We start from the raw sequence: 12,150 nt of genomic DNA, 5'->3' as shown, positions 1-12,150 counted from the left end.
TATCAAGGAGGTTCACACTATGGCCAAACCAGGTGCCACCGGCCTGACCCGGGTCATTCACGCCACTGGCTACAGCATGAAGGGGCTAGGCTCGGCCTGGCGACATGAGGCGGCCTTTCGCCAAAAGCTCCTGCTCATCGTTTTGTTGACCCCGCTTGCCTTTGTGGTCGGCGCCGACCTGATGCAGACCCTGCTGCTACTGTGCCTGGCCTGGCTGGTGGTCGTGGTGGAGATCCTGAATTCGGCCGTTGAGGCCGTGGTCGATCGCATCGGCTCGGAACATCACGAACTCTCTGGCCGGGCCAAGGATCTGGGCTCCGCCGCCGTGTTTATCACCCTGATGATGAACCTGTTTGGATGGGGAGCCCTGGCCGGCCGCAACCTGTTGCACTTGTGGTGATCGCCGCTGACGCCGTAAAGGGAGCCAATGGCTCCCTTTTTTGTGCTTAAGAGTCTCTTAATCAATGGCGATTACATTCACCGTGGCATTTCCTCTTATGAACCCATCTTGTGGCGAGGCGCTACCATGAAAAAATATCCTGTTGCTATGATGCTGATCCACTGGCTAACCCTGCTGCTGGTCGTGGCGGCCTATGCCACCAGCGGAGATCCGACCCGGGGACACAACCCGTTGGACTTCCTGTTGGGTCAGATCCATGTGTTGACGGGCTGTCTGCTGTTTATCCTTGTCCTGGCTCGCCTCGTGGTGCGCTTCATATCCCCCCTTCCCCCGGTAACCAACACGGCCCCCGTGCTGGCGGCGGCCAAGGCGGGCCATGGTTTGCTCTATTTATTCATGCTGCTGACCCCACTTGCGGGGTGGTGCAAGCTCTCGAGCAAGGTGAGCGACTTCGATGCCATCCTGTTCTCCCCACCCTTGCTGGCGCAGCCGAGCCCCTGGCTGCATCAGTTGGGCAATGCACATGAGACCATTGGCAATCTCTTTATCACCCTGGTTGGCCTGCATGCCGTGGCTGCGCTGGTGCATCACTACTACTTCAAAGACGAGACATTGAAGAAGATGCTGCCCCACTGAACACTCAGAGCATGAGTCAGCCACGACGAACAGCCTTGGGCGGCTCGTTACCGAAAAAAACAAAAGGGCCTGTCTTTCGACAGGCCCTTTTGTTTTATTTGGCGGTGAGGGAGGGATTCGAACCCTCGATACGTTGCCGTATACACACTTTCCAGGCGTGCTCCTTCAGCCACTCGGACACCTCACCAAATTTTGTCAGCTTAATGTTTGCTGGCTGTGCGGAGCACGCTCTGCGTGCTTTTCATGTCGACTTTGTCGACGGGCAGCCACTCGGACACCTCACCAAATTTCTTGCGCCGCGCTGTGCGTCGGAACGGGGCGTACTTTAGAGTCATCGCCCCTGACCGTCAACCGATTTCTGGACGAATCGGTCTGTTTGCACAATTAGTGTACCGGCGAGCTGCCAACCTGGATCTCGGGCAAATTGAGGTAAGCCTCGCGCTCGCACTCGGCGATCACCTCGTGGGTGGCCGAGACGGTGCTGTTGACATACAGCAGGAACTGCTCGACCGAGAGACCCGCCTTGGTGAAGACGGTGTGGCCCACCACCAGACGAGGCAGACTGTCGTCGGTCACATCGACGAAGACCTTCAGGGAGGGGTACTGCATGTTGAGGCGGCCCAGATCCGAGACCACCGCCAGCAGGGCTGATGGGCGCAGCTCCAGCTCGGTAGAAAAGAGCAGCCCCTCCTCCTCGACGAAGATACGGCTCTCCTGCACCCCGTCCACCGACTGGAGGGAGACGATATGAATGCCGTGGCACTGATCGCAGATGTAGTGCTCGATGCGGGCGGCCTGCAGCCAGCGCATCACCATTTCGTAACTGGGCGTATTCATGCTGTACAAGAGAACTCTTCAAGATGGAAGCGCGCAGTCTAAACCAAATCGTCAGCGACCAAAAGCGCCGTGCTCCCCATCGGGCCTCCCTTTTACTAACTCTCTGCCCGATAAGCCTTTTCATTATTTCGTCACATGCCTGACACAGAACCGACACAGACCACCTCTACCCTGCCGGCAGTCTTAACAAGGAGTGACTGCAATGAAAAAAGTGGCAGGACTTGCACTGCTGATCGGCGCCGCCCTGGCAGCCGGGTGCAACTCCACAAACGATTCCGAGGCCAGCGCCAAAAACGTGATCTTCTTCCTCGGTGACGGCATGGGGATCAACACCCTGACAGCCTCGCGCATCTACAGCGTCGGTGAAGAGGGCAGCCTCGCCATCGACACGCTGCCCCAGAGTGCCTTCATCAAGACGTTCTCCCATGACTCTCAGGTGACCGACTCGGCTCCGTCCATGTCTGCCTACATGACAGGGGTCAAGAGCAACAACGGCGTCATCTCCATGGATGGCGACGCCACCTATGAGGAGGATTGCAGCAAGAGCGCCGGCAAGCGGGCCACGACCTTGCTCGAGCTGGCCAAGCAGGCAGGGCGCGCCACCGGCGTGGTCACCACCACCCGCATCACCCACGCCACCCCGGCCGCCACCTATGCCCACATCTGCAACCGGGATCTGGAAAACGACATCGCCGCCCAGCTGGTACCCGGCGGTGCCGGCTTCAATAGCACACTGGGTGACGGGGTCGACGTGGTACTGGGGGGCGGCAGCCGCCACTTCCTGCCCACCAGCGCGAAGGGTAAACGCAGCGACGGGCGCAACCTCATCAGCGAGATGCAGGCTCAGGGCTATCAATTTGTGAGCAGCGAAAGCGAACTGGCCGCGGCCTCCACCGACAAGAAACTGCTGGGACTGTTTGGCAGCAGCCACATGAACTACGAGCTCGATCGCAAGAACGGCGAGCCGTCGCTGGCCGAGATGACGGTGAGTGCCCTCAAACACCTCAAGAAAAACACCCGCGGCTACTTCCTGATGGTCGAGGGCGGGCGCATCGATCACGCCCTGCACGACACCAACGCCAAGCGCGCCCTGGTCGACACCGTCGCCTTCAACGGCGCCATCCAGGCGGCCATCGACGAGGTGAAAAAGAGCGATCCCGAGCTCAAGAACACCCTCATCGTGGTAACCGCCGACCATGACCACACCCTGGTGCTGAACGGCTACGCCAAGCGCACCGGCAAGACCACAGCCGATAACCCAGGCGTGCTGGGCCTGGTGAAGAACTACGGCGACGGCAACCCGACCCTGGACAAGGAAGGCAACCCCTACACCATCATCGGGTTTGGCAACGGCCACAACCGGGTCGAGGGGCCACGCCAGAGCCTGGATGAGGCCACCGTCAGCGCCAACGACTACGCCCAGGAGGCGGTCGTGCGCATCAGCGACGTGGCCGGTGAAGAGACCCACGGTGGCACCGACGTCTTCCTCGGGGCCATGGGCCACGGGGCCGAGGGCTTCCACGGCTCCATGGACAACACCGCCGTCTTCAACGTCGTCAAAGCCGCCGCCGAGCTGTAAGGAGCACACCATGAACAAGCATACTCTCGCCGCCGCCCTCGGCCTGGCGCTCGCCAGTGGCGCCACCCAGGCCGCCGAGGCCAAGAACGTCATCCTCTTTATCGGCGATGGCATGGGTCCCACCGTCCTCACCGCCACCCGTCTCTACAAGGTGGGGGAAGAGGGCAATCTGGAGATGATGAAGCTGCCCTACGCGGCGCGCGTCAAGACCTTCTCCCACGATGCCCAGACCACCGACTCAGCCCCCTCGATGGCCGCCTATACCACGGGCGTCAAGATGAACAACGAGGTGATCGGCATGAGCAGCGACACCCTGGCGGTGGCGCCGGGCAAGGATGCCAACGGCAACAAGAGCATCAACAACTGCACCAGTGATAACGGTAGCGCGGTACCCAACCTGCTCGAGCTGGCCAAGGCCGCCGGCAAGTCGGTCGGCGCCGTCACCACCACAGAGCTGACCCACGCGACCCCGGCCGCCACCTATGCCCACATCTGCCACCGTGACGCGGCTTACGCCATCGCGGCCCAGGCAGTACCGGGTGGCGCGGGCTTTAACCAGGCGCTCGGTGACGGGGTCGACGTGCTGCTGGGGGGCGGGGCCAACCACTGGACCCCTTACGGCCCCAGCAACAAGAAGGGACGCGCCGATGGTCGCGATCTGACCGCCGAGCTGACCGCTCAGGGTTACCACTACGTCACCACCAAGAGCGATCTGGCGGGCGTGAATGCTGGCAAGGTGCTTGGCCTCTTTAGCGCCACCTCGCACCTGGATTACGACCTCGATCGCCAGAACAAGGGCGCGGCCTCGACCCAGCCGTCGCTCTCGGAGATGACCGCCAAGGCGATCGATCTGCTGGCCGGCAACGACAAGGGCTTCTTCCTGATGGTCGAAGGGGGGCGTATCGACCACGCCCTGCACGGCACCAACGCCAAGCGGGCGCTGACCGATGCGGTGGCGCTGGACGAGGCGGTCAAGACGGCGCTGGCCAAGGTGGATCTCAAGGAGACCCTGGTGGTGGTCACCGCCGACCACGACCACACCATGACCATCAACGGCTACGCCGCCAAGGGCAACCCTGTACTGGATCTGGTCAAGGACAAGGCCGGTACCCCGGCCCTGGACGCCGACGGCAGGCCCTACACCACCCTGGTGTTCGGCAACGGCCCGAACCGCCCCGACACCCGTCCGGTACTGACCAGTGACCTGGTCACCGCCGATGACTACCTGCAGGAGACCGGCGTCAGACTCGACTCCGAGACCCACGGTGGTGGCGACGTCATGCTGTTCTCGGGTGGCGCAGGCAGCACCGCCTTCAAGGGCACCATCGACAACACCCAGGTGTTTGGCAAGATCAAGGCCGCCCTCGGCCTGTGATCCCCCGCGGGGCGGCCATGCCGCCCCTTTTCAGGAGACCCCATGCAACGCATTTCCCTCTTCGCCCTGGCCTTGCTGGCCACCCCCTTCACTCAGGCGGCGAGCGCCCCTGATCTGGCCGCCCGCATCAGCTACGAGGTACGCACTACCACCGCCGACGGTATCGTCAAGGAGAGCAGATGGCAGGAGCGCTGGTTGCGCGTCGGCGACACCCTGTGGAGCGAGCGCCTCATTCCGCTGCCCATTGCCCGCGCCTTCCACGCGCGCCACGACGGCCAGAGCGGCCACAAGCACTTCGCTCATCAGATGGCGGCGCGCTGGGTAAGCCCCGACGACCAGGGCGCCCCCCGGCTGCGCTATGCCGACGCCTGGCATCGTCAGGTGGTGGAGGTGCCACCCGAGGAGTATGGCCAGGTCGCCTTCAAACCCGACTGGGCACGCCTGCGCCACCTGGTCGATCCGGCCAGCCTGGCGGGCATGACTGCGCTGGACGAGCCGGCCCCCGAAGGAGCCCGCTGGTACGAACAGCGTCAGGGGAGCGAGCGCACCCGAGTGCTTTGGTCTGAACGCGATCAGGTGGCCCTGACCCTGGAGTCAGGAAGTCTGGATGGGTGGCGCAGATATACCATGACCCTGACCCGCCAACCGCTGCCCAAGACACTCCCCTGGTTGGCTGTCGACACTTATCCAACCCTGGATCTGCGCGATTTCTTTGACTGAGAGCCCCCCATGAGAGAGGATGAGCCACCCCTTCTCTTCGATGTCTCCCCGCTGCCCTATGTCGCTGCTGCTTACTGCCCTGCTCACCTTGCTCCTGTGTGGCCCGGCGAATGCCATCGAGGTATTGGCCGCCGAGGTTCCGCCCTATGTGATCAGAGCTCACCAGGGGGCACCGACCGGCATGGCGGTCGAAGTACTGGAAGAGGCGGCGCGGCGTCTTGATGAACCACTGCAGATCGAGGTCCTGCCCTTTGCCAGGGCCCTCAGTCAGGCGCAACACCGCAAGGATGTGCTGCTCCTTCCCCCCGCCTGGAGCGAAGAGCGCGCCCCCCACTTCCTCTGGATTGCGCCCCTGCTGGAGGAGTCCTTCGTCCTGCTCACCGATCGCGGCCTTCGCCCCGAGCGGATCACCCTGGCCGAGGCCCGCCGGCGTGGCGACAAGATAGGCGTGCTGCGTAACTCCCTCGCCCACACCCTGCTGAGCGAGACCGACGGCGTGACCCTGGAGCTGGCCTCCGAAGAGGAGCGCAACGCGCAGAAGCTGGCGTTGGGACGCATCTCGGTCTGGGCGGCGGCCTGGAACACGGCGCGCTACAACCAGCTCAGTGCCAAGCTTCCTGAATCGCGGCTATTGCGCGGCGAGACTCTCAAGCACACCAGCCTCTATCTGGCGGCTCATCCCGACTTTCCCGCGGCGCAGGCGGATCGCTGGCGCGCCACCCTCGAATCGATGCACAGAGACGGCACGGTGCGACGCATCCTGGCCCAGTATGACTATCAGGCGCCCTGAGCGGTAAATTGCCAAACGCATCCATTCTGGTTATGGTATGCCCATGAAACAGTTCACCCTCTTCCCCTACAGGGCCACGCCCTCCTAAGCCCCCGGCCCATGCCCTCGTCCGGGGGCCGCTCACTCGTACCGTTTTTGCAAGCTCGCTCCACCATGGTGTGGCGCGCGCCTTTAACCATAACGACAAGCAGCAAGGAATCCTGTTATGCAGCAACCCAACCTCATCATCTCCTCCCTCGATCTCGACCGCCTCGAGCGCCTGCTCGAGACACTGCCGGCCCAGCAGGCCATGAATCACCCCCTGCAAGGGGAGCTCGATCGCGCCGAGGTGATCGAGCCGGGTGACATGCCGGCCGACGTGGTGACCATGAACTCCACGGTACGCTTTCGCCTGGCCGCCAGTGGCGAGGAGCACAGCCTGACCCTGGTCTACCCGAAAGACGTGCAGGGGGACCCGGATCGCATCTCGGTGCTGGCGCCGGTTGGATCGGCCTTGCTCGGCCTGAAGGTAGGCGATCAGATCGATTGGCCCGGCCCCGCCGGCCAACCCCTGCGGGTGACCATCCTCGAGGTGCTCTATCAGCCGGAGCGCGCCGGCGAGCTGCATCGTTAATAGCGGAAATGGGAAAAGGGATGGTCAGGTGTGGAATGCCGTGATGGGTAGTGAGCCACTGAGACCCATCACTGCCATTCATCCCCGATTAGAGGCTAGACACCACACCGGCCAGCCTGTCTGCGCCGCAGACCCGATTCTTGCCGAGCCGTTTGGCCCGGTAGAGGGCCTGATCGGCGCGCTCTAGCGCATCTTCAAGCCGCTCGCTGGCCATGATCCTGTCGATGCCCAGGCTGGCGGTCACTCTCGCCTCGCCCAATGCAATCTGGGCTATCTCGTCACACAGGCGCTCGCAAAGCCGGTAGCAATGGGCCTCGTCGAGGTGGGTGAGCAACACAAACTCCTCACCGCCGATCCGGGCGGCCACCGTATCAGGCAGGCGTTGCAGCTGGTTTGCCACCGCCTGCAACACCTTGTCGCCCGTCTCATGGCCGAAGCGATCGTTGATCAACTTGAAGTCATCCAGATCCAGCAGAACCACCATGAGCGGCGCCCGCTCCAGCAGGGTTCGCATGCGCTGGTGCAACCCACGGCGATTGTAGAGCCCGGTGAGTTGATCGCGGCTCGCCTGCTGACGCAGGGCCATGAGGTGGTGCTGAATACACAGCAGCAAGACCCCGACCGGGGTTAGATAACCGGCCACCAGCATGGCAGAGCAGGCGAGGATCAGCGCCGCATCCTGACTCAGAGGCAGTGCGACACCACGGCTCAGCAAGGTATTAATGAGCACGAAGAGGGTGAGTGACAGGGTCACCAACCCGAGCAGCATCGTCACCAGGCGATACTCGTGCCCTCCATGACGAGCCAGCTGCCAGGTCAACAGGGTACCGAGCAAGGCCATTGCCACGCCAGGCATCAGCAGTGACACCAGTTGGGCCCCCAGCAGCCAAATGCCCCCCATGAGACCAAGCAGCAACAGGGCACCGCGCCCCCAGAGCCCACCTTCACCGGATAGGCCCAAGAAGGCGCGGACCCCGGCCAGCATCAAGGCCATGTGGAGCACGAGAAAGAGATTTCCAGCCCATACCCCCGCCCAATGCGCGAAGGGGGGGCCGACCACCAACCCGGCCAGCCCGACCAAGGCCATCAGGCTGGCCGCCCACCAGAGGTGAATACCGGGGATCACACGATAGGCCCGCCAGGTCAGAGTGAGAGTGAGGAAGGCCAGCACATAGCCAAGCAAGACCATCAGCATCAAGAGGCGGGTATCGGTATGGGAGAGAGCAGCATCCATGCTTATCTGACCTTACGAAACAGTGACGGGAGTATATGAGAAAGTGCTTGCCGAGTCCCCATTGAAACATGATGGCAACACGTTTTTTGACATACCTATCACATCTCCCCATCATGGCACGCCAGAGGCGTCGATCACCCCCAACGGGGTGCTCACTCTGTTAATCAGATGCAAAAACGCAGTATGCTGAACAAAATCCCGACAAGGACGACTCATATGGATGTGAAGCTGATCCTCCTCTACTTGGCGCCCCTCTTCTTGCTCTTCATCGGGGCCGAGATGTGGTATCTGCATCGCCATGGTGAGCACTTTCCCAGCGCCCGCTACCAGTGGCGCGATCTGCTGGCCAATGCGGCGCTGGCCCTGATGCATCAGGGGGGCGATCTGCTCGCCGCCCTTCTCATCACTCAAGTGTACGATGCGCTCTGGGGATGGCGTCTGTTTGAGATTCCCCTCACCCCAGGGAGCGTACTGCTGCTCTTCCTGCTCCAGGATCTCTGCTACTGGCTGTTCCACTTCACCAGCCACCATGTGCGCTGGCTGTGGGCCTCCCACGTGGTGCATCACAGCTCGGAGCGACTCAACCTCTCTACCGCCTTTCGCCAGAGCCTGATGTACCCGGTTTCGGGCATGTGGCTGTTCTGGCTGCCGATGATCCTGCTGGGCTTCCCGCCCGAGGCCGTCGTGGCCACCGTGCTGTTAAGCCTGGCCTTTCAATTCTTCGTCCACACTCAGGTGGTGGGGCGCCTCGGCTGGCTCGAGTGGGTGCTCAATACCCCCTCCCACCACAGGGTGCACCACGCCAGTAACCCTCACTACATCGATCGCAACTTCGCGGGCGTACTGATCATCTGGGACAGGTTGTTTGGCACCTTCGTCGAGGAAGACCCGGCCGAGCCGTGCCGCTATGGCATCACCAAGCCCATCCACAGCTTCAACCCCATCACCCTCACCTTCCACGAGTGGCGCGACATGCTGAGCGAGGCGCGCCCCCTACCCTGGCGGCGCAAACTGGCCGTCCTGTTCGGCCCGCCGAGCGGCCCAGCAACCGCACGCCAGTGGCCGGAGCACGACGAGCGCGAAGCATAAAAAAAGGGCCGATCTTGCGATCGGCCCTTCTTGTCATGCGTTCAGACGCTATCAGTTGTGCTCGCGGCGCTTGTTACCGAACTTGCGCTTGTCGAAACCGCCTTCGCGGTTGCCGTTACCTTCGCGGCGTTCCTTGTTGAACGGACGGCGCTCCTTGTTGAAGGGGCGGTCGCGGAACTGACGCGGGGCGGCGGCGCTGCGGGTCCCTTCCGGTACTTCGGTGTAGGGAGTGATCATCAGCGGACGCTGGCAAACACGGGCGCGGCGCAGCACTTCCATCACCTCGGCGCTCATGCCCTTGGGCAGATCGACGGTGGAGAAGTCATCGGCGATCTCGATGTTGCCGATGAAGCGGCTCTCGAGGTTGGCCTCGTTGGCGATGGCGCCGACGATCTGACCCGGCTTGACGCCGTGATGGGAACCCACGTCAACGCGGAAGCGCTCCATCTTCACATCAGGATTGTCTTTGAGCGGACGCGGCTCCAGACCCGGCATGCGACGGGCCGGGCGATCGCCACGGTTGAAGTCGCGCTCGCCGCGGTTGTTGAAGTCACGGTCACCGAAGTCGCGCTGACGGTCGAACTCGCGGGGCGGCTGGGAGAGCAGCGGATCCGGCTTGGACTCGTCCAGCAGCAGGGGCTGATCACCTTGCACCAGCTTGGCCAGGGCGGCGGCCAGCTCGATCGGGTCGACCGACTCGTCTTGCACCAGCTCGTTGACCAGTTCGTAGTAGGTCTCGAGCTCCTCACCCATCATGGTCTCGCGAATGCGCTCCTTGAACTTGGTCAGGCGGTGCTGGTTGATGTCGGCGGTGGTCGGCATCTTCATCGGCTCGATGCTCTGACGGGTCGCGTGCTCGATAGAACGCAGCATGCGACGCTCGCGCGGAGCCACAAACAGGATGGCCTCACCCTTACGACCGGCACGACCGGTACGACCGATACGGTGCACGTAGGACTCGGTGTCGTAAGGAATGTCGTAGTTTACCACGTGGGTGATGCGCTCGACGTCCAGGCCACGGGCGACCACGTCGGTGGCGATCAGGATATCCAGTTGACCCTGACGCAGCTTCTCGACGGTACGCTCACGCAGCTTTTGCGGAATGTCGCCGTGCAGGGCTTCACAGGCGTGGCCACGAGCGGCCAGCTTGCCGGCCAGCTCTTCGGCGGCGTTCTTGGTACGCACGAAGACCAGCAGGGCCTCGTAGGGCTCGACTTCCAGCAGACGGGTCATGGCTTCCAGCTTGTGGGAGCCGGTCACCTGCCAGTAACGCTGACGGATGGTGGTCGCGGTCGCGGTCTTGGAGGCGATCTTGATCTCTTTGGGGTTCTTCAGGTGCTTCTGGGCCACGCGACGGATCTGCTCCGGCATGGTGGCGGAGAAGAGGGCCACCTGACGACCGGCCGGGCACTGGTCCATGATCCAGTCCACGTCGTCGATGAAGCCCATGCGCAGCATCTCATCGGCTTCGTCCAGTACCAGGGCCTTCAGGCCGGACAGGTCCAGGCTCTTGCGACGGATCAGGTCCATGACGCGACCCGGGGTACCAACGACTACCTGTGCACCGCGACGCAAGGCGCGGATCTGGGTGTCGTAAGAGGAGCCGCCGTAGATGGGCAGCACGTGGAAATCGGGCATGTGGTGGGCGTAACGCTGGCACGCCTCGGAGACCTGGATGGCCAGCTCACGGGTCGGAGCCAGGACCAGAATCTGGGTAGAGCGATTGCCCGCCTCCAGGCGAGACAAAAGCGGAAGCGCGAAAGCAGCGGTCTTCCCTGTACCGGTTTGAGCCTGCCCCAGCAGATCATGACCCGCCAGGAGCGGCGGAATGGAGGCGGCCTGGATCGGTGACGGGCGCTCGTAGCCAACGTCATGCAGCGCCTTCAAAATGGGCGCGGCCAATCCCAGCTCGTCAAACAGGGGCAGTTGTTCGGTATCAGACATAGATTCTTCCAGGTTAAGGCAGGCGGTGCACACCGCGGAATAGCAAAAAGGCGGCGATTATAGCGCCACTTTCTCCGGCTGTCTTGAAAAATGTGATTGGCATCTCAAAGACATGGCAAGTATATGCCTGTGCGGCACGATTGGCATGGTGAATTTTCAACCAACCCTGTCAACCCTTGCTCAGAGGATGTTGTCCGGGCGCTTGGCCTTGAGCACCGCCATGGTGATCCGGCTGGTACAGAGGAGGCGATCGCGCTCGTCCTTTATCTCTATCTGCCACACCTGAGTGGTGGCCCCCAGATGCACCGGACGGGTCACCCCGGTCACCACGCCCTCGCGCTTGGCGCGGATATGGTTGGCGTTGATGTCGAGCCCCACGCAGTAGTGATCCGCATCCACCGCCATGTTGGCGGCAATCGACCCAAGTGTCTCGGCCAGCACCACGGAGGCGCCCCCGTGCAGCATGCCCAGCGGCTGGTGGGTACGGCTGTCGACCGGCATGGTGGCGGCAATCCAGTCGTCGCCAAAGCCGCTGTAATGAATGTCGAGGTGGGCCATCAGGGTATTGCGGGAGCTCGCCTCCAGCCCCTCCAGGCTCATGGGTTTCTTCCAGATGGACATGGTTCTCTTCTCAAACAAAGTAGCCTGGGCTACCAGGGATAGGTGACCCCGGGCCAGTCTGCCCAGGGGGTGTCGCGGCCGGGAAACACAGGATGCTTCCAGTGCCAGCGGTTGACCAGCCAGCGGCGCAGTGCCTGATAGAAGCTCGCCTCATCGATGGGCGCCTCTTCGATGAGCCAGAAGAAGACTTCCACCTGCACCCGCGGCAGCAGCGAGGGATAGAGGTAGACACCCCCGAGCAGCTGCGTCTGTGGTGCGTCCCACACCGTGTAGGCAAAGGAGCGGCGGGCGCGAAACTCCGCCACCTGCCAC

General features: G+C 62.6%; 12 protein-coding genes, 1 tRNA gene and 1 pseudogene. 8 read left to right on the top strand and 6 right to left on the bottom strand.

Annotation, left to right across the window (positions count from 1 at the left end):
- Positions 1-19 precede the first annotated feature (19 nt).
- The gene (locus BN1121_RS04125; protein ID WP_005360767.1) at positions 20-400 is read left to right on the top strand and encodes a diacylglycerol kinase; all 381 of its coding nucleotides are present in this window, start codon (positions 20-22) and stop codon (positions 398-400) included.
- 126 nt (positions 401-526) lie between these two features.
- Complete coding sequence (locus BN1121_RS04120) at positions 527-1,036, top strand: cytochrome b (RefSeq protein ID WP_043158158.1); 510 nt, start codon at positions 527-529, stop codon at positions 1,034-1,036.
- 99 nt (positions 1,037-1,135) lie between these two features.
- On the opposite strand, the gene BN1121_RS04115 is transcribed toward BN1121_RS04120, so the two are convergent.
- A tRNA-Ser gene (locus tag BN1121_RS04115) sits at positions 1,136-1,223 on the bottom strand.
- 197 nt (positions 1,224-1,420) lie between these two features.
- Positions 1,421-1,873 carry a type III secretion system chaperone family protein gene (locus BN1121_RS04110; RefSeq protein WP_051067547.1) on the bottom strand — a complete coding sequence of 151 codons (453 nt, stop codon included), beginning with the start codon at positions 1,871-1,873 and terminating at the stop codon, positions 1,421-1,423.
- 202 nt (positions 1,874-2,075) lie between these two features.
- Here BN1121_RS04110 and BN1121_RS04105 point away from each other — a divergent pair, with 202 nt between their 5' ends.
- From BN1121_RS04105 to rnk, 5 genes are all read left to right on the top strand, one after another.
- Positions 2,076-3,452, top strand: coding sequence for an alkaline phosphatase (locus BN1121_RS04105; RefSeq protein WP_005363439.1), 1,377 nt, complete (start codon positions 2,076-2,078; stop codon positions 3,450-3,452).
- 10 nt (positions 3,453-3,462) lie between these two features.
- Complete coding sequence (locus BN1121_RS04100) at positions 3,463-4,827, top strand: alkaline phosphatase (RefSeq protein ID WP_005363438.1); 1,365 nt, start codon at positions 3,463-3,465, stop codon at positions 4,825-4,827.
- A gap of 42 nt (positions 4,828-4,869) precedes the next feature.
- Positions 4,870-5,547 carry a hypothetical protein gene (locus BN1121_RS04095; protein WP_005363437.1) on the top strand — a complete coding sequence of 226 codons (678 nt, stop codon included), beginning with the start codon at positions 4,870-4,872 and terminating at the stop codon, positions 5,545-5,547.
- Between the two features lie 19 nt (positions 5,548-5,566).
- The gene (locus tag BN1121_RS04090; RefSeq protein WP_043597313.1) at positions 5,567-6,337 is read left to right on the top strand and encodes a substrate-binding periplasmic protein; all 771 of its coding nucleotides are present in this window, start codon (positions 5,567-5,569) and stop codon (positions 6,335-6,337) included.
- A 205-nt stretch (positions 6,338-6,542) separates the two neighbouring features.
- Complete coding sequence (gene rnk, locus BN1121_RS04085) at positions 6,543-6,950, top strand: nucleoside diphosphate kinase regulator (protein WP_005363435.1); 408 nt, start codon at positions 6,543-6,545, stop codon at positions 6,948-6,950.
- 88 nt (positions 6,951-7,038) lie between these two features.
- On the opposite strand, the gene BN1121_RS04080 is transcribed toward rnk, so the two are convergent.
- Entirely contained in the window at positions 7,039-8,184 is a 1,146-nt protein-coding gene (locus BN1121_RS04080) for a GGDEF domain-containing protein (RefSeq protein ID WP_043597310.1), read from the bottom strand.
- 216 nt (positions 8,185-8,400) lie between these two features.
- Here BN1121_RS04080 and BN1121_RS04075 point away from each other — a divergent pair, with 216 nt between their 5' ends.
- On the top strand, positions 8,401-9,273 hold the full coding sequence (locus BN1121_RS04075) for a sterol desaturase family protein (protein ID WP_005361572.1): 873 nt from the start codon (positions 8,401-8,403) through the stop codon (positions 9,271-9,273).
- A gap of 51 nt (positions 9,274-9,324) precedes the next feature.
- Here BN1121_RS04075 and BN1121_RS04070 read toward each other — a convergent pair whose 3' ends face one another.
- From BN1121_RS04070 to BN1121_RS04060, 3 genes and pseudogenes are all read right to left on the bottom strand, one after another.
- The gene (locus BN1121_RS04070) at positions 9,325-11,217 is read right to left on the bottom strand and encodes a DEAD/DEAH box helicase (protein ID WP_005361570.1); all 1,893 of its coding nucleotides are present in this window, start codon (positions 11,215-11,217) and stop codon (positions 9,325-9,327) included.
- A gap of 180 nt (positions 11,218-11,397) precedes the next feature.
- Positions 11,398-11,838 carry a hotdog fold thioesterase gene (locus BN1121_RS04065; protein ID WP_005361569.1) on the bottom strand — a complete coding sequence of 147 codons (441 nt, stop codon included), beginning with the start codon at positions 11,836-11,838 and terminating at the stop codon, positions 11,398-11,400.
- 29 nt (positions 11,839-11,867) lie between these two features.
- Positions 11,868-12,150, bottom strand: a pseudogene (locus BN1121_RS04060) (hypothetical protein); the annotation flags it as partial.

This window comes from Aeromonas diversa CDC 2478-85, assembly GCF_000819805.1.
Lineage (GTDB): Bacteria > Pseudomonadota > Gammaproteobacteria > Enterobacterales > Aeromonadaceae > Aeromonas > Aeromonas diversa.
This window is presented reverse-complemented; position numbering and strand designations above follow the sequence as displayed.